The organism is Bradyrhizobium sp. USDA 4538, from assembly GCF_024171045.1.
GTDB lineage: Bacteria > Pseudomonadota > Alphaproteobacteria > Rhizobiales > Xanthobacteraceae > Bradyrhizobium > Bradyrhizobium australafricanum.
The window spans coordinates 3751564-3766876 of sequence record NZ_JALJZE010000001.1 but is presented as its reverse complement, the minus strand read 5'-3'; the positions used below and the strand labels follow the sequence as shown (position 1 = coordinate 3766876).

Sequence of the window (15313 nt, the reverse complement as noted above, 5' to 3'; positions counted from 1 at the left end):
GCAGCGATCGCCTTAAAGAAAAATGACCCCCACTCCTCCGAGACGCGGCGCGTGCTCATTGGTGTGAGGGTCATGATCGCAAATCCGCTTAAGCAGACTTCTTGCTGTTCTTGTCGTCGTCGACCTCGGTGAACTCCGCGTCGACAACGTCATCCTTAGCAGCGTCCTTGGCCGCATCGGCCTCGGCCTGCTGCTTGTACATGGCCTCGCCGAGCTTCATCGAAGCCTGCGCCAGCGTGTTGGTCTTGGCCTTGATCGCCTCGGCGTCGTCGCCCTTCAGCGCTTCCTTGAGGTCGCTGACGGCGTCTTCGATCGCGCGGCGCTCGGTGTCGGCGATCTTCGAACCGTGTTCGGCCAGAGCCTTCTCGGTCGAGTGAACCAGCCCGTCGGCATGGTTCTTGGCGTCGACAGCCTCGCGGCGCTTCTTGTCCTCGGCCGCGTTGACCTCGGCGTCCTTGACCATCTTGTCGATGTCGGCTTCGGACAGACCGCCGGATGCCTGGATCCGGATCTGCTGTTCCTTGCCGGTCGCCTTGTCCTTGGCCGAGACGTTGACGATACCGTTGGCGTCGATGTCGAAGGTCACCTCGATCTGCGGCATGCCGCGCGGAGCCGGCGGAATACCCATCAGGTCGAACTGGCCGAGCATCTTGTTGTCGGCCGCCATTTCACGCTCGCCCTGGAAGACCCGGATGGTGACGGCGCCCTGATTGTCTTCGGCGGTCGAGAACACCTGGCTCTTCTTGGTCGGGATCGTGGTGTTGCGGTCGATGATGCGGGTGAACACGCCGCCCAGCGTCTCGATGCCCAGCGACAGCGGGGTCACGTCGAGCAGCAGCACGTCCTTGACGTCGCCCTGCAGCACGCCGGCCTGGATCGCAGCGCCGATCGCGACGACCTCGTCGGGATTGACGCCCTTGTGCGGCTCCTTGCCGAAGAACTGCTTCACGACTTCCTGGATCTTCGGCATGCGGGTCATGCCGCCGACCAGCACCACTTCGCCGATCTCGCCGGCGGTCAGGCCGGCATCCTTCAGCGCCTTGCGGCATGGCTCGATGGTCTTCTCGACGAGATCGGCCACCAGCGCCTCGAACTTGGCGCGGGTCAGCTTCATCGTCAGATGCTTCGGACCGGTCTGGTCAGCCGTGATGAACGGCAGGTTGATTTCGGTCTGCGTGGTCGACGACAGCTCGATCTTGGCCTTCTCCGCAGCTTCCTTCAGGCGCTGCAGGGCGAGCTTGTCGTTGCGCAGGTTGATGCCCTGCTCCTTCTGGAATTCGTCGGCGAGATAGCCGACCAGGCGCATGTCGAAATCTTCACCGCCGAGGAAGGTGTCGCCGTTGGTCGACTTCACCTCGAACACGCCGTCGCCGATCTCGAGGATCGAGACGTCGAAGGTGCCGCCGCCGAGGTCGTACACGGCGATCGTGCCGGACTTCGACTTGTCGAGACCGTAGGCGAGCGCGGCAGCCGTCGGCTCGTTGATGATGCGCAGCACTTCGAGGCCGGCGATCTTGCCGGCGTCCTTGGTGGCCTGACGCTGCGCGTCGTTGAAATAGGCGGGAACCGTGATGACGGCCTGCTCGACCTTCTGGCCGAGATGCGCCTCAGCGGTCTCCTTCATCTTCTGCAGAATGAAGGCCGAGACCTGCGAGGGCGAATAGGTCTTGCCATCGGCTTCGACCCAGGCGTCGCCGTTCGATGCCTTGACGATCTTGTAGGGAACGAGCTTCTTGTCCTTCTCGACCATCGGGTCGTCATAGCGGCGGCCAATGAGGCGCTTCACCGCAAAGAACGTACGCTCGGGATTGGTCACCGCCTGGCGCTTCGCCGGCTGGCCGACGAGGCGCTCGCCATCGTCAGTGAAAGCAACGATCGACGGCGTCGTTCGCATGCCCTCGGCATTCTCGATCACCTTGGCGTTCTTGCCATCCATTACGGCGACGCACGAATTCGTGGTGCCGAGGTCGATCCCAATGACCTTACCCATGGTTTTGATATCCTCTTTGCTACGGCAGGTTGGTTGGGCCCTGACGGCGCTCCGTACCGAACCCCCAGACGTTCACATACTCGCGATATTGCGACGGTGAGCCTGATATAGGAGAGAGGGTCCTGCCCGCAAGGACTGGACGCAACGTTGAGGCCTGAAAAGACTGACGTTTGAAAGATTGTGTCAGCCCGGCTGCAGCGCCGGTTCAAGCCCGATCCAAGTTAACAAATCGGCAATGATGCGGCCCGCTGGCGACCGCGAACATCCGCTGCACGACGTCCGCGCTGTTGAGTGAACACTCACAAACGTCGTATGCGAGAGCGGCGCACAGGCCGAGGGCGCGCTGTTTGGCCGCTGGTGGCCGATCGTCGGAAACGTCGGGAAACTGGAAAGTGCCGGCCAATCGGGACGAAAAGCCCATGGAATCGGGCCTGCAGGCCCGGAGCGTGGCTTTGGCGGCCTGTTGCAGGGTCATCAAAACCGCTAAAAGCGGTCCGACTGAAAGAGGCCATCCAGCCCTGCACCGGCCCCGTTGCGCGGCCACCAAGCAAAACCGGTAGATCCCCCATGACGCCTTTTCGACTTCTCGTTGCGGTTGCCTTGCTGCTTGCTGCCACCTGTCGTGGCTTTGCCGCCGACGTGGTGTTTCCGCCGGGCGCGCATGTCGGGATGAAGCCGCTGATGGGCCTCAACCGCGCCAAGTCGTTCATCGGCTTCGAGACCGAGGACCAGGGCGTGAAGGTCTTGATCGCCGATCTGCCCGCGGACGCCTACAACGAGGTCGTGAGCGCCTTCAAGGCCAACCCGGCCGGTAGCGGAAACATCAAGCCGGAGAGCCTCGAGACGCCGGCCGGCCTCGCCTATTACACCGTGGAGAGCGCGCGTGACGGCACCACCAATGTGCGGCGCTATTCCATGATCCTGCCGGGACCGACCTTCTCCGGCTATGTCGCGGTCCAGGTGCCGGAGAACGCCAGCAAGATCTACACCGACGACGCCGTGCGACAGATGTTCGCCACCGCCCAGATCCGCAACGAGGTGCCGGTCGACGAACAGCTCGGCATGATGCCGTTCAAGGTCACCGAGCTCAGCAGCTTCAAGAATGTCCGCATGCTGGCGCCGGGCGCGGCGCTGCTGATGGCCGACGGCGACGACAAGGGCCTTGAGACCAAGCCCTTCATGCTGCTTGGCCTCATCGGCTCGGCCCCGGCCACACCGGATGATCGCGGCCGCTTCGCCCAGCAGATCGCCACCACCATCCCCGGCGTGCGCGACGGGCGGATCACCATGTCCGAACCGATCCGGATCGACGGCCAGCCCGGCTTCGAGACGCGCATCGAAGCCGTCAGCGGCAAGGACAATACCCCGGTGACCATCGTGCAGTGGCTGCGGTTCGGCGCGCAAACATCGATGCGTATCATCGGCAGCTCCCCGCGCACCGATTGGGAGAAGGCCTTCCCGCGCTTCCGCGCGGTGCGCGACGGCATCCAGCCGCGCGGCTGACAGGGCCGCCGAAAAATCGGACTTTCGCAGCTCCACGAACGGAACTAGCCTTCGCGCACGGTTATCAGAGCGAGGAGGGGCGCGATGTTGGATCGACGACAGGTCGTTGCAGGGCTCGGTACGCTGGCGCTCGCGGCGCTGGTTCCAAAGCACCTCTGGGCGGCTGCGATCAAGCCCGACGACGGCTCCGCGCTGCTCGTGATCGACGTCCAGAACTGCTTCCTGCCCGGCGGCAGCCTCGCCGTGAAGGACGGCGAGCAGGTGGTGCCGGTGATCAACAAGATCGCCAAGAGCTTTGCCAATGTGGTGATGACGCAGGACTGGCATACGCCCGGACACATCTCCTTTGCCTCGACCCATTCCGGCAAGAAGCCGTTCGAGATCGTCGACCTTGCCTATGGCAAGCAGGTGCTGTGGCCCGACCACTGCGTCCAGGGTACCGACAGCGCCTCGCTGTCGAAGGAACTCGCGATCCCGCAGGCCGAGCTGATCATCCGCAAGGGTTTTCACAAGGACGTCGACAGCTACTCCGCCTTCACCGAGGCCGACGGCAAGACCACCACCGGGCTCGCCGCCTATCTGAAGGCGCGCAACGTCGAGCGGGTTTTCGTGGCCGGGCTCGCCACCGATTTCTGCGTGGCATGGACCGCGCTCGATGCGCGCAAGGCCGGCTTCGAGACCTATGTGGTGGAAGATGCCTGCCGCGGCATCGACACCCAGGGATCGCTCGCCAAGGCCTGGGACGACATGGCCAAGGCCGGCGTCAAGCGCATCCAGTCCTCGGATATCGCGTAAGACGCAGCCTCGCGAGATTCGCATGGCCGAGCCTGCGTCACCTCATGCATTCGATCTCGCGCAGCGCCTGCCGTCGCCGCGCATGGCCGGCCTGATCGTCCGGATCACCGGTTATCGCGAGACCGCAACGGGCCGGTTCGCGCAGCGGCAGACCGCGCCGCTGATCGTCCCGCTGATCATCAGTTTCGGCTCGCCGTTCCTGATCGCGCTGTCGCGCGAGCCCGATGCGGCCGACCGTCAGCTCAGCTTCGCCGCCGGCCTGCATGCCGGGCCTGTCTACATCGAGTCCGACGGCCACGCTGCCTGCGTGCAGGTCGATTTCACCCCGCTCGGCGCCTACGGCTTCTTCGGCGGCGCCGTGACCGACCTGGTCGGGCGCATGGTCGATATCGACGATGTGCTCGGCCATGATGGCCGTCGTCTGCGCGAACAGCTCGGCGCCGTGACGTGCTGGCAGCGCCGCTTCGACCTGATCGAGGCGTTCGTGCTGCGCCGCGCCGGCCACATGCCGTCTCCCGAAATCGCGTTCGCCTATCGAAAACTGGCGCGTTCGGCCGGCGCCATCAGCATCACGGCATTGGCCGACGAGATCGGCTGGAGCCGCAAGCATCTTGCCGGCCGGTTTCGGTCCGAGCTCGGCCTCGCCCCCAAATCGCTGGCGCGCATGATGCGGTTTCACCGAGCGAGCAGCCTGGCACAAAGCGGCGCCGCGCTCGGCTGGGCGGGGATCGCGGCGGAAAGCGGCTATGCCGACCAGGCCCATCTCGCCCGCGAGTTCGTCGAATTCGCAGGCGAACCGCCAACCGCCTGGGCGCGCCGCCAGGCGCTGACCGACCGCCGGCTGGTCCATTCCGACAATGGGCTGCCGGACTGGTAACAAACCTTCAAGCCGACGCCGCGTTGCCTCGTGCAGGATGGCGCCGTCAGCCAAGGAGGTGAGCGACCATGACGCACGACATCGAACCGCCCCGCATCTACCCGACCCTGCGCTGCAAGGACGCCGAGGCGATGACCAATTGGCTCACGACGGTGCTTGGGTTCACCGAACACGTCGTCTACCGCGACGGTGGCGTGATCCATCACGCCGAGCTCGCCTATGGTTCCTCGATGCTGATGCTGGGTCAGAGCCGTGACGACGCCTATGGCAAGCTGGTCGGCGACCTCGACCACCGCCGCACCGACTCGATCTATATCGCCGTCGGCGATCCCGACGCGCTGCACGCGAAGGTCAAGGCTGCCGGCGCCAAGATCGAGATGGAACTGCGCGATACCGACTATGGCAGCCGCGACTTCGCCTGCCGCGATCCGGAGGGAAATCTCTGGAGCTTCGGCACCTATTGGCCGAAGGCACACGAGAAGCCGCGACCGTGAGCCCGCGCAATCCGCGAACTCGCAAAGGGGCAGCCGGGATCGGACGGATCAGGCGGTGATGTCGGCGGTCGGGGCGGCCTTGGCGCCGCCCTTGGAGACGCCGACCAGCGCCGGACGCAGGATGCGCTCGCCGATCATGTAACCGGCCTGCACGACCTGCACCACGGTGCCCGACGGCACCGACGGATCTGGCACCTCGAACATCGCCTGCTGGAAGTTCGGATCGAACTTCTCGCCGATCGGGTCGAACTTCTTGACGCCGTTCTTCTCCAGCGCGTTGAGCAGCGAACGTTCGGTCAGCTCGACGCCTTCGATCAGCGCCTTCAGGCCGGGATCGGCGGCTTCCTTGGTCTCGGCCGGCACCGCATCGAGCGCGCGCTGCAGGTTGTCCGCGATATCGAGCACGTCGCGGGCAAAGCCGGTGATGCCGTAGGTCTTGGCGTCGGCGACCTCGCGGCGGGTGCGCTGGCGGAGATTCTCCATCTCGGCCAGGGTGCGCAGCGTCCGGTCGCGCGCCTCGGCGAGTTCCTTGGTCAGCGCCTCCGCCGATCCGGCCTCGGGCTCGTCAGGCATGATGTACGGCTTCGAGACCACGGGCTCACCCGTCGGCGCCGAATTCTCGGTGTTGTCATTGGCCCGGTTCGGATCGGTCATGGCTTGCCTTCTCGAAAACTCGCGTCGGTTCAAATCTTGGGGATTGCTTGCCGGGATATCGTGCTTTGGCCGGCGAAAATCAAGCGCAACATACCGGTCTCGGGAACAGGAATCTCCGGCTTGGGTGAAGAAAACCCGTCAAATGAAAGCGAAATCGCCCTCCGGTCAGCCGCCCAGCATCTTGCTGACGATGCGCGCGGCATAATCGACGGTCGGGATCACCCGCGCATAGTTCAGCCGCGTCGGTCCGATCACGCCGAGGACGCCCACGATCCGCCCCTGGGCGTCGCCGTAGGGCGCGATGATGGTGGAGGAACCCGACAGCGAGAACAGCTTGTTCTCCGAGCCGATGAAGATCCGCACGCCCTCGCCGCGTTCGGCGCGGCCGAGCAGATCGATCACGCCGCGCTTGGTTTCGAGATCGTCGAACAGCGACTTGATGCGCTCGAGATCGTCGAGCGCATGCAGATCCTCGAGCAGATTGGCGTGACCGCGCACGATCAGCTGGCGGTCCTCGTTCTCGCCGCCGGACCAGCTTGCGATGCCCGCCGCGACCACCTTTTGGGTGAGCTGATCGAGCTCGGCGCGGTTTTGCGTCAATGCCGTCTCGAGCTCGAGCCGCGCTTCGGCCAGCGTGCGGCCGCGGATCCGCGCATTGAGGAAGTTGGTCGCTTCGGTCAGGGCCGAGGATGGAACACCCGGCGGCAGCGCCAGGACGCGGTTTTCGACCTGGCCGTCTTCGCCGACCAGCACGACCAGCGCCTTCTCCGGCTCCAGCCGGACGAACTCGATATGCTTCAGCCGCGCATTCGACTTTTGCGTCAGCACCACCGCCGCGGCGCGGGTCAGTCCCGACAGCCGCGTCAAGGCTTCGCCAAGCGCGGCCTCGACGGATTGCGCGCGGCCGACGGCAGCAAGCTGGGTCTGGATCGACTGACGCTCGGCCTCGGTGAGGTCGCCGACCTGCATCAGCGCATCGACGAAGAAGCGCAGCCCGAGTTCGGTCGGTAACCGGCCGGCGGAGGTATGCGGCGCATAGATCAGGCCGAGCTGCTCGAGATCCGACATCACATTGCGGACCGAGGCCGGCGACAGCGGTAATGCAATCAGGCGCGAGATGTTGCGCGAACCGACCGGCTCGCCGGTCGCGAGATAGCTTTCGACGATTTGACGAAAAATGTCGCGCGAACGCTCGTTGAGCTGGGCGAGCCCGGCATGCGGCGCGATCAGGCCAATCGGATCGTGGTGAGTCACACTCCAGTCCCTCACAATTACTGCATAATTTGTCGATCCGGGAGGCCGATGACAAGCATGCATTCTGCCCCCTCGTACCGGACCATACCGGGGCCGAAAACCCTCGCCAAAACCCTTGCCGCTGCCCCTTCCCGCTCCTACAAGCACGGCCAGCCAATTTTCTCGGATTTCTGGAGGATTTCATGCGGCCAAGCCGCCGTGCACCCGATGAACTGCGTCCCGTGTCGCTGGAACGCGGCGTCGTCAAATATGCCGAGGGTTCCTGCATGGTGAAGTTCGGCGACACCCATGTGCTGGTGACCGCCACGCTGGAAGAGCGATTGCCGCCGTGGCTGAAGGGCCAGGGCCGCGGCTGGGTCACCGCCGAATACGGCATGCTGCCGCGTGCCACCCTGGAACGCACCCGCCGCGAGGCCTCGGCCGGCAAGCAGGGCGGCCGCACGGTCGAGATTCAGCGGCTGATCGGCCGCTCGCTGCGCGCGGCGGTCGATCTCGAGGCGCTCGGCGAGCGCCAGATCACGGTCGATTGCGACGTCATCCAGGCCGACGGCGGCACCCGCACCGCCTCCATCACCGGTGCCTGGGTGGCGCTGGCCGACTGCATCAACTGGATGAAGACCCGCAACATGCTGAAGACCAATGTGTTGCGCGACAATGTGGCGGCGATCTCCTGCGGCATCTACCAGGGCACGCCGGTGCTCGATCTCGATTATGCCGAGGATTCCGAAGCCGACACCGACGCCAATTTCGTCATGACCGGCGACGGCCGGATCATCGAGGTGCAGGGCACCGCCGAGAAGACGCCGTTCTCGGAAGGTGAATTCCTGGCGCTGATGGCGCTGGCGCGCAAAGGTGTCGCGCGTCTGGTCGACTTGCAAAAGATCGCGGTGGCGTAGTCAGATTGGTCATGCACCGCCGAATCACCGGAAGGCTCGTCATCGCCACCCATAATCCCGGCAAGCTTGCCGAGATGCGGGAATTGCTGGCGCCGCACGGCGTCGAGGTGGTGTCGGCCGGCGAGCTCGACCTCGCCGAGCCCGAGGAGACCGGAGACAATTTTCGCGCCAACGCGGCGATCAAGGCGATTGCGGCAGCGAAGGCGACCGGACTGCCCGCCTTCGCCGACGATTCCGGCCTCGTGGTCGATGCGCTCGACGGAGCGCCCGGGATCTACTCGGCGCGCTGGGCCGGCGAGGGCAAGGACTTCATGGCGGCGATGACGCGGATCGAGCGGCTGCTGCAGGAACGCGGCGCCACCGCACCGGACCGGCGCAAGGCGCACTTCGTGTCGGCGTTGTGCGTGGCCTGGCCCGACGATCATCTCGAGGAGGTCGAGGCCCGCGCCGATGGAACCCTGGTCTGGCCGCCGCGTGGCACTGCCGGCTTTGGCTACGATCCGGCCTTCCTGCCCGACGGCTACACGCGGACCTTCGGCGAGATGACCAGCATCGAGAAGCACGGCCTGCCGCCGCTCGGGCTCGGCCTGTCGCATCGCGCCCGCGCCTTCGTGAAGCTCGCGGAGATCTGCCTTGAGCCACGCTGACCGAGAAGCCTTCGGCGTCTACGTGCACTGGCCGTTCTGCCTGTCGAAATGCCCGTATTGTGATTTCAACAGCCATGTGCGGCATGCGCCGGTCGACGAGGAGCGTTTCGTGCGCGCGTTCGCCCGCGAGATCGAGACGACGGCCGCGCGCGTGCCGGGGCGGCAGGTGTCCTCGATCTTCCTCGGCGGCGGCACGCCGTCCTTGATGCAGCCACAGACCGTCGGCGCCGTGCTCGATGCCATCGGCAAGCACTGGCAGGTCTCGCGCGATGTCGAGGTCACGCTCGAGGCCAATCCGACCAGCGTCGAGGCGACGCGCTTTCGCGGGTATCGCGCAGCCGGCGTCAACCGCGTCTCGCTCGGCGTGCAGGCGCTCGATGACGCCTCGCTGAAAGCGCTAGGCCGCCTGCACACCGCGCGCGAGGCGCTCGACGCGGTCGCGATCGCGCGCTCTGCGTTCGACCGTTACTCGTTCGATCTGATCTATGCCCGCCCGGACCAGACGCCGCGGATGTGGGCCGATGAACTGAAGCAGGCGATCTCGGAAGCGGCCGAGCACCTGTCGCTCTACCAGCTCACGATCGAGGAAGGCACGCCGTTCTTCGGGCTGCATGCTGCCGGCAAATTGCAGACGCCGGATGAAGCGACCGCGCGCGCGCTCTACGACGTGACGCAGGAGGTCTGCGCCCGCGAGGGGTTGCCGGCCTATGAGATCTCCAATCACGCCCGCGCCGGCGCGGAGTGCAAGCACAACCTCGTCTACTGGCGCGGTGAGGAATATGCCGGCATCGGCCCCGGCGCACATGGAAGGCTCGACATCGATGGCGTCAGGCACGCGACCGCAACCGAGCGGCGCCCCGAGGCGTGGCTGTTGAACGTCGAGGAGCGCGGTCACGGCGTCGTCAGCGATGACAGCCTCAACAGCGAAGAACGCGCCGACGAGTTTCTGCTGATGGGGCTGCGGCTCGCCGAGGGCATCGATCCCAAGCGCTATGCGAAGCTCTCCGGCCGCCAGCTCGACCCGCACCGGATCGCGATGCTGCGCGAGGAAGGCGCGATCGCCGTCGACGCCGACGGACGACTGCGGGTGACGACGTCGGGATTCCCGGTGCTCGACGCGGTCGTTGCGGATCTCGCCGCCTAGAGCCTACCCCGTTCCAATTGAATCGGAACGGCACGCTGCCAAAATATCGAAAACAACCCCATGCAAAGGAGCTGGCGGGTGCCGGCGCTCGACAAGGCAGCTTGACCGCCCGACGAAAATCAAGCGCCAAAGCTCTTCGGCGAGCCTGCGACCGGCGTGCTGCCGCCTGAGGCCACCTTCATGACCGCAAGGCCGCGCTCATTGGTGCCATCGGAGCGGAAGCGGAACAGACCGTCGATACCGGCAAAGCCGGACGGATTGGTCAATGTCTCCGGCGCAAAGCGCTGCGCCCCTTGCGTGCGCGCGAGCGCCGCCATCAGCGCCACGGCATCATAGGCAAGCGTCGCGGTGCGCACGGGCTCGCCGCCATATTTGCTGCGGTAGCGGCCGGCGAAGCTGCGGAAGCCGGACGGATCGGGCGCGGCGTAGAGGCCGCCCTGCAAGACGGGGCTCGCGAACACCCGCGGATTGTCCCACAGCCCGGTGCCGAGCAGCTGGATGTTGCGCAGATTGGCGCCGGCTGCGGTCAAGGCATCGGCGGTCGCGACCACCGAATCACCATCGTCGGCGATCAGCAGCGCATCGGCCTGGCCGAGCGCCTGCGCCACGGTTCGCGCCGGCGTCGCGCGATCGGCGCCATATTTCTCGAATGCGACGACGCGGCCGTTCTTGCGGCCGACCGCCTGCTTGAACGCGGCCTCGACCACGTTGCCATAGGCGTTGTCCGGCACCATCGCGGCGAACGAGCGCTTTCCGATCCCCGCCGAGTAGTCGACGATGCGGTTGATGTCGGACTCCGGCAGGAAGCTCAGCAGATAGACGCCGCGCCCGGCCACGCTCGAATCGGTGGAGAACGCGATCACCGAGGTACCGCGCGGCCGCGTCAGTTGCGCGACGGCCGGCACCGAGCCTGCGAACAGCGGTCCCAGGATGATCTCGGCGCCTTCGGACAGTGCCTGCTGGGCACCCTGCGATGCGCCCTGCGGGCTGCCGCCATCGTCCTTGATCAGGAGCTGGATGTTCGGGTTCTGAAATTCCGCCAGCGCCATTTCGGCCGCGTTCCGCATCGACTGGGCGGCAAGCCCGGCATTGCCGGACGCCGACAGCGGCAGGATCAGGCCGATCTTGACCTGCCCGGTTCCGACCGCCTGCGGCTGCTGCTGCGGGCCGGCAGGACCAGCTTCCGGGTTGCTGCTGGAAAATTGGCTCAAGCTCTGCTGGATGCCGGAGCAGGCCGTCAGCAACGGCGCGCCCACGATGAGGCCGAGCGCGGTCCGCCGGGTGGTGCCCGACGGCGGGGACTTGCGGTGATGCGGGCCTTCCATCGTCTCTCTTCTCTTGGCCGACCGTGATCAGCCAGGACTCCATCCAGCTCTGATGAGGCGGGTGGATTCAGGCATATTCTCGGCGAATAGTTAACTAAAACAAAAGGATTATGGCCCCGCGGCGCCCTTGCCGCGGCCTCCATTTCCCCCGTCAGCCAGCGTTCCGTCACCGCCGTTTGCGGATGTGGCGCAAGCGCCGCCATCCCTCTAGATTGGCATTATGCGCGCAAAAGCCAGTTCCCTCCACAGTTCGGATGCCACGACAGGCGCTGCGGCCAGAACATTTTCGATCGGCGGCCAGCGATTGGCCGCGCCAAGGGCAGCACCCGGGCTGCATCTGGTCGCGACCCCGATCGGAAATCTCGCCGACATCACCCTGCGCGCGCTGGAAACGCTGGCCGGTGTCGACGTCATCGCCTGCGAGGACACGAGGATTACCCGGCGGCTGACCGAGCGTTATGCGATCGCCGCGGAGCTTGCGCTCTACCACGAGCACAACGCGGCCCAGGCCCGTCCAAAAATCCTGGAGCGGCTGGCGCAGGGCGCCGCGATCGCGCTGGTTTCCGACGCCGGCACGCCACTGATCTCCGATCCCGGCTTCAAGCTGGTGCGCGACGTCTGCGCCGCCGGGCATGCCGTCATCGCGGTGCCGGGGCCATCATCGGTGCTGACGGCGCTGTCGGTCGCGGCATTGCCGACCGACCGGTTTTTCTTCGAGGGATTTTTGCCCGCGAAGGAGCACGCGCGTCGCGCACGGCTCAACGAGCTGGCGAGGGTCGATTCGACGCTCGTGATGTTCGAATCGGGCAATCGCGTACAGGACACGCTGCGCGATCTCGCCGCGATCATGGCCGGCCGCGATGCCGCGATCTGCCGCGAGCTGACCAAGCTGCACGAGGAGATCACGCGCGCGCCGGTCGCCGAGCTGGCGGCAGGCGCGGACGCGCTGGAAACGCGCGGCGAGTTCGTGCTGGTCATCGGACCTCCGGCCGATGATGCCGGGGTGATGGACCAGGATGCGCTCGACGATCTGCTGCGGGCGCAGCTCGGCCGCGGCAGCGTCAAGGATGCGGTCGCCCATGCGGTCGAACTGTCGGGCCGGCCGCGCCGCGAGGTCTATGCCCGCGCCCTCGAGCTTGCGAAGATCATCGGGGACGGCAATGGCGAAGACTGACAGCGCCTCGCCCGAGCGCGTCGCGGCGTTCCGGACCGGCATCTCGGCGGAGAGCCGCGCCGCAGCCCTTCTGATCGCCAAGGGCTATCGCATCCTGGCACGACGCTTTCGTACCCCCTTTGGCGAGATCGACCTGGTGGTTCGCCGGCGCAATCTGCTGGCCTTCGTCGAGGTCAAGGCCCGTGCCAGCCTCGACGACGCCGCCTATGCGGTGACGCCGCGGCAGCAGCTGCGCATCATCAATGCCGCCCAGGCCTGGCTGATGGCGCATCCCGAACATGCCGAATTTGAGCTCAGATTCGACGCCGTGCTGATTGCACCGAAGAGCCTGCCGCGCCATCTGTTAGCGGCATTCGATGCAAGCCCTTAACGTTATCCTCAGACCTCGCGGAACATGCCTATGAAATTGAAGATCGCCGTCCAGATGGATCCCATCGCGCGCATCAATATCCGCGGCGATTCAACCTTTGCGCTGCTGCTCGAGGCGCAAAAGCGCGGCCACGGCATTTCCTACTACACGCCCGACAAGCTGTCGCTGCGCGGCGAGGAGCTGGTGGCGCCGGTGCAGCCTCTCACCGTGCGCGACGAGGTCGGCAATCACTTCACGCTGGGCGAGCCGAAGCGCGAGGCGCTCAACGGCTTCGACGTCGTGCTGCTGCGCCAGGATCCGCCGTTCGACCTCGCCTACATCACCTCGACCCATTTCCTCGAGCGCATCCATCCGAAGACCTTGGTCGTCAACGACCCGGCCAGCGTGCGCAACGCGCCGGAAAAGCTGTTCGTGATGAACTTCCCGCAGCTGATGCCGCCAACCCTGATCTCGCGCGATCTCGACGAGATCAACGCATTCCGCGACCAGCATGGCGCCGTCGTCATGAAGCCGTTGCACGGCCATGGCGGCGCCGCCGTCTTCCGCGTGATGCCGCAGGACATGAACTTCGGCTCGCTGTTCGACATGTTCTCGGTCACGTTCAAGGAGCCCTGGGTGATCCAGCGCTTCCTCCCCGAGGTGAAGCATGGCGACAAGCGCATCATCCTGGTCGACGGCGAGTTCGCCGGCGCCGTCAACCGCGTGCCGGCGGCTGACGATCTGCGCTCCAACATGGTCCGTGGCGGCGCAGCCGCGGCGACCGAACTCTCGGATCGCGAGCGCGAAATCTGCGCCACGCTCGGACCTGCGCTGCGCGAACGCGGCCTGCTGTTTGTCGGCATCGACGTGATCGACGGCAACCTCACCGAGATCAACGTCACCTCGCCGACCGGCATCCGCGCAATCCAGCGGCTCAATGGCCCCGACGTCGCGGCGATGATCTGGGATGCCATCGAGAAGAAGCGCGCCGCGAAATAATCCTCCCTTGTGCGCCGCACAGCTGGCTGAAATTTAGCCAGCGTTCGATCACGCATGCGTTCTCCTTATTCTTCTTGCCAGCTTGCGCAGGCGAGGGCAGCATCCTCTCGCCTGCGTCAGGTCAAGCGGCGGGTCAACGCGCGGGCAACAACGCGAAAATCTTATAAAAATTCTGGAGGAAGACGTTATGACGCTCAATGTCTCACGACGATCCTTTGCTCGCGCTCGGTGCCGGTCTCGGCGCCAGCACCCTGCTCGGGGGCACCGCACAGGCACGCGCGCCGAAGCTCGGCACGCAGACACCCTACTGGCACCGCTTCATGCTCGGCGAAGCCGAAGTGACCGTCGTATCCGACGGGCCGCTTCCGCTCGGCGATCCCTCCGGCACTTTCACCGGTGTGCCGAAGGAGGAGGTGAAGAAGATGCTCTCCGACAACTTCCTCTCGCCCGACAATGTCGTGCTCGAGCAGAATTCGCCGATCGTCAATACCGGCGACAAGCTGATCCTGTTCGATACCGGCATGGGCACCTCGAAGGCCTTCGGTCCGACCACCGGCCGGCAGCAGAAGAGCATGAAGGAAGCCGGCATCAAGCCGGAGGACATCGACGCCGTCGTGCTGTCGCACGCGCACATCGATCATATCGGCGGCATTGTCGGCACCGACGACAAGCCGCTGTTTCCGAATGCGCAGTACTACATCGCCCAGAGCGATCTCGAATTCTGGACCGACGAAGGCAAGATGGGCAGTCCGTTGAAGGACTTCATCGTGCATGCCCGCAAGAACCTGCTGCCGGTGCGCGACCGCATCGTGTTCTTCAAGGACGGCCAGGAATTCCTGCCCGGCGTGACGGCAATCGCAGCGCCCGGCCACACCGTGGGCCACACCATCTTCATGGTGAGCTCGGGCGGCAAATCCTTCGCCTTCCTCGGTGACCTCTCGCATCACGCGGTGCTGCTGCTGGAGCGTCCGCGGATGGAGTTCTCCTACGACACCGATCCGAAGCAGGCGGCGAACTCGCGGGTCAAGCTGCTGGAGATGCTGGCCGCGAACAAGACGGCCGTGATGTCCTATCACTTCGCCTGGCCGGGCTACGGCCACGTCGCCAAGGTCGGCGAAGGCTTCCACTACTATCCGGAGCCGATGCAGATGAACCTGTGACGGACTGATTGCGAAGACGGACTGCCTCGGGAGCGGCCGCCGCCGCTCCCGA

The 15313-nt window shown here is 65.5% G+C and carries 15 protein-coding genes and 1 pseudogene; 11 read left to right on the top strand and 5 right to left on the bottom strand.

What is annotated here, in order from left to right:
• Nucleotides 1-88: 88 nt before the first annotated feature.
• Both dnaK and J2R78_RS16940 read right to left on the bottom strand, forming a co-directional pair.
• Nucleotides 89-1990: a molecular chaperone DnaK gene (gene dnaK / locus J2R78_RS16945; protein ID WP_026192053.1), complete on the bottom strand. Its 1902-nt coding sequence runs from the start codon at nucleotides 1988-1990 to the stop codon at nucleotides 89-91.
• A gap of 205 nt (nucleotides 1991-2195) precedes the next feature.
• A complete protein-coding gene (locus J2R78_RS16940) occupies nucleotides 2196-2465 on the bottom strand; it encodes a hypothetical protein (RefSeq protein WP_253605748.1) in 270 nt (89 codons plus the stop codon).
• Between the two features lie 92 nt (nucleotides 2466-2557).
• Here J2R78_RS16940 and J2R78_RS16935 point away from each other — a divergent pair, with 92 nt between their 5' ends.
• The 4 genes from J2R78_RS16935 (at nucleotide 2558) to J2R78_RS16920 (ending at nucleotide 5659) form a co-directional block, all read left to right on the top strand.
• Nucleotides 2558-3493, top strand: a complete 936-nt coding sequence (locus J2R78_RS16935) for a hypothetical protein (RefSeq protein WP_253605746.1) — start codon at nucleotides 2558-2560, stop codon at nucleotides 3491-3493.
• An 84-nt stretch (nucleotides 3494-3577) separates the two neighbouring features.
• On the top strand, nucleotides 3578-4288 hold the full coding sequence (gene pncA / locus J2R78_RS16930) for a bifunctional nicotinamidase/pyrazinamidase (protein WP_253605745.1): 711 nt from the start codon (nucleotides 3578-3580) through the stop codon (nucleotides 4286-4288).
• Between the two features lie 22 nt (nucleotides 4289-4310).
• Nucleotides 4311-5165 carry an AraC family transcriptional regulator gene (locus J2R78_RS16925; RefSeq protein WP_253605743.1) on the top strand — a complete coding sequence of 285 codons (855 nt, stop codon included), beginning with the start codon at nucleotides 4311-4313 and terminating at the stop codon, nucleotides 5163-5165.
• 68 nt (nucleotides 5166-5233) lie between these two features.
• Nucleotides 5234-5659: a VOC family protein gene (locus tag J2R78_RS16920; RefSeq protein WP_253605741.1), complete on the top strand. Its 426-nt coding sequence runs from the start codon at nucleotides 5234-5236 to the stop codon at nucleotides 5657-5659.
• Nucleotides 5660-5707: 48 nt separating this feature from the next.
• On the opposite strand, the gene grpE is transcribed toward J2R78_RS16920, so the two are convergent.
• Together grpE and hrcA are read right to left on the bottom strand one after the other, a co-directional pair.
• Entirely contained in the window at nucleotides 5708-6313 is a 606-nt protein-coding gene (gene grpE, locus J2R78_RS16915) for a nucleotide exchange factor GrpE (RefSeq protein WP_028341763.1), read from the bottom strand.
• A 165-nt stretch (nucleotides 6314-6478) separates the two neighbouring features.
• On the bottom strand, nucleotides 6479-7567 hold the full coding sequence (gene hrcA, locus J2R78_RS16910) for a heat-inducible transcriptional repressor HrcA (protein ID WP_016841498.1): 1089 nt from the start codon (nucleotides 7565-7567) through the stop codon (nucleotides 6479-6481).
• 182 nt (nucleotides 7568-7749) lie between these two features.
• Between hrcA and rph the strand changes: the two genes are divergently transcribed.
• The 3 genes from rph to hemW are packed head-to-tail and all read left to right on the top strand — an operon-like array spanning nucleotide 7750 to nucleotide 10254.
• Nucleotides 7750-8463 (top strand): ribonuclease PH, encoded by a 714-nt coding sequence (gene rph / locus J2R78_RS16905; protein WP_016841497.1) that lies wholly within the window; start codon nucleotides 7750-7752, stop codon nucleotides 8461-8463.
• An 11-nt stretch (nucleotides 8464-8474) separates the two neighbouring features.
• A complete protein-coding gene (gene rdgB, locus J2R78_RS16900) occupies nucleotides 8475-9110 on the top strand; it encodes an RdgB/HAM1 family non-canonical purine NTP pyrophosphatase (RefSeq protein ID WP_253605739.1) in 636 nt (211 codons plus the stop codon).
• Nucleotides 9097-10254: a radical SAM family heme chaperone HemW gene (gene hemW, locus J2R78_RS16895; RefSeq protein ID WP_253605737.1), complete on the top strand. Its 1158-nt coding sequence runs from the start codon at nucleotides 9097-9099 to the stop codon at nucleotides 10252-10254. Before rdgB ends, hemW begins: the two co-directional genes overlap by 14 nt.
• 119 nt (nucleotides 10255-10373) lie before the next feature.
• Here hemW and J2R78_RS16890 read toward each other — a convergent pair whose 3' ends face one another.
• Entirely contained in the window at nucleotides 10374-11579 is a 1206-nt protein-coding gene (locus J2R78_RS16890) for a penicillin-binding protein activator (protein ID WP_092081173.1), read from the bottom strand.
• A 220-nt stretch (nucleotides 11580-11799) separates the two neighbouring features.
• Between J2R78_RS16890 and rsmI the strand changes: the two genes are divergently transcribed.
• The 4 genes and pseudogenes from rsmI to J2R78_RS16870 all read left to right on the top strand — a co-directional run bounded on the left by rsmI (nucleotide 11800) and on the right by J2R78_RS16870 (nucleotide 15261).
• Nucleotides 11800-12753: a 16S rRNA (cytidine(1402)-2'-O)-methyltransferase gene (gene rsmI / locus J2R78_RS16885; protein ID WP_253605735.1), complete on the top strand. Its 954-nt coding sequence runs from the start codon at nucleotides 11800-11802 to the stop codon at nucleotides 12751-12753.
• Nucleotides 12740-13123 carry a YraN family protein gene (locus J2R78_RS16880; protein WP_028335783.1) on the top strand — a complete coding sequence of 128 codons (384 nt, stop codon included), beginning with the start codon at nucleotides 12740-12742 and terminating at the stop codon, nucleotides 13121-13123. The genes rsmI and J2R78_RS16880 overlap by 14 nt, the downstream gene beginning before the upstream one ends.
• 30 nt (nucleotides 13124-13153) lie before the next feature.
• Nucleotides 13154-14101: a glutathione synthase gene (gene gshB, locus J2R78_RS16875; protein WP_253605733.1), complete on the top strand. Its 948-nt coding sequence runs from the start codon at nucleotides 13154-13156 to the stop codon at nucleotides 14099-14101.
• A 187-nt stretch (nucleotides 14102-14288) separates the two neighbouring features.
• Nucleotides 14289-15261 (top strand): annotated as a pseudogene (locus tag J2R78_RS16870) (MBL fold metallo-hydrolase).
• Nucleotides 15262-15313 lie beyond the last annotated feature (52 nt).

Excerpts from the sequence above, each read along its gene's own strand:
- dnaK (WP_026192053.1), bottom strand. The coding sequence starts at position 1,990 with ATGGGTAAGGTCATTGGGATCGACCTCGGCACCACGAATTCGTGCGTC.
- J2R78_RS16940 (WP_253605748.1), bottom strand. The coding sequence starts at position 2,465 with ATGACCCTGCAACAGGCCGCCAAAGCCACGCTCCGGGCCTGCAGGCCC.
- J2R78_RS16935 (WP_253605746.1), top strand. The coding sequence starts at position 2,558 with ATGACGCCTTTTCGACTTCTCGTTGCGGTTGCCTTGCTGCTTGCTGCC.
- pncA (WP_253605745.1), top strand. The coding sequence starts at position 3,578 with ATGTTGGATCGACGACAGGTCGTTGCAGGGCTCGGTACGCTGGCGCTC.
- J2R78_RS16925 (WP_253605743.1), top strand. The coding sequence starts at position 4,311 with ATGGCCGAGCCTGCGTCACCTCATGCATTCGATCTCGCGCAGCGCCTG.
- J2R78_RS16920 (WP_253605741.1), top strand. The coding sequence starts at position 5,234 with ATGACGCACGACATCGAACCGCCCCGCATCTACCCGACCCTGCGCTGC.
- grpE (WP_028341763.1), bottom strand. The coding sequence starts at position 6,313 with ATGACCGATCCGAACCGGGCCAATGACAACACCGAGAATTCGGCGCCG.
- rph (WP_016841497.1), top strand. The coding sequence starts at position 7,750 with ATGCGGCCAAGCCGCCGTGCACCCGATGAACTGCGTCCCGTGTCGCTG.
- rdgB (WP_253605739.1), top strand. The coding sequence starts at position 8,475 with ATGCACCGCCGAATCACCGGAAGGCTCGTCATCGCCACCCATAATCCC.
- J2R78_RS16890 (WP_092081173.1), bottom strand. The coding sequence starts at position 11,579 with ATGGAAGGCCCGCATCACCGCAAGTCCCCGCCGTCGGGCACCACCCGG.
- rsmI (WP_253605735.1), top strand. The coding sequence starts at position 11,800 with ATGCGCGCAAAAGCCAGTTCCCTCCACAGTTCGGATGCCACGACAGGC.
- J2R78_RS16880 (WP_028335783.1), top strand. The coding sequence starts at position 12,740 with ATGGCGAAGACTGACAGCGCCTCGCCCGAGCGCGTCGCGGCGTTCCGG.
- gshB (WP_253605733.1), top strand. The coding sequence starts at position 13,154 with ATGAAATTGAAGATCGCCGTCCAGATGGATCCCATCGCGCGCATCAAT.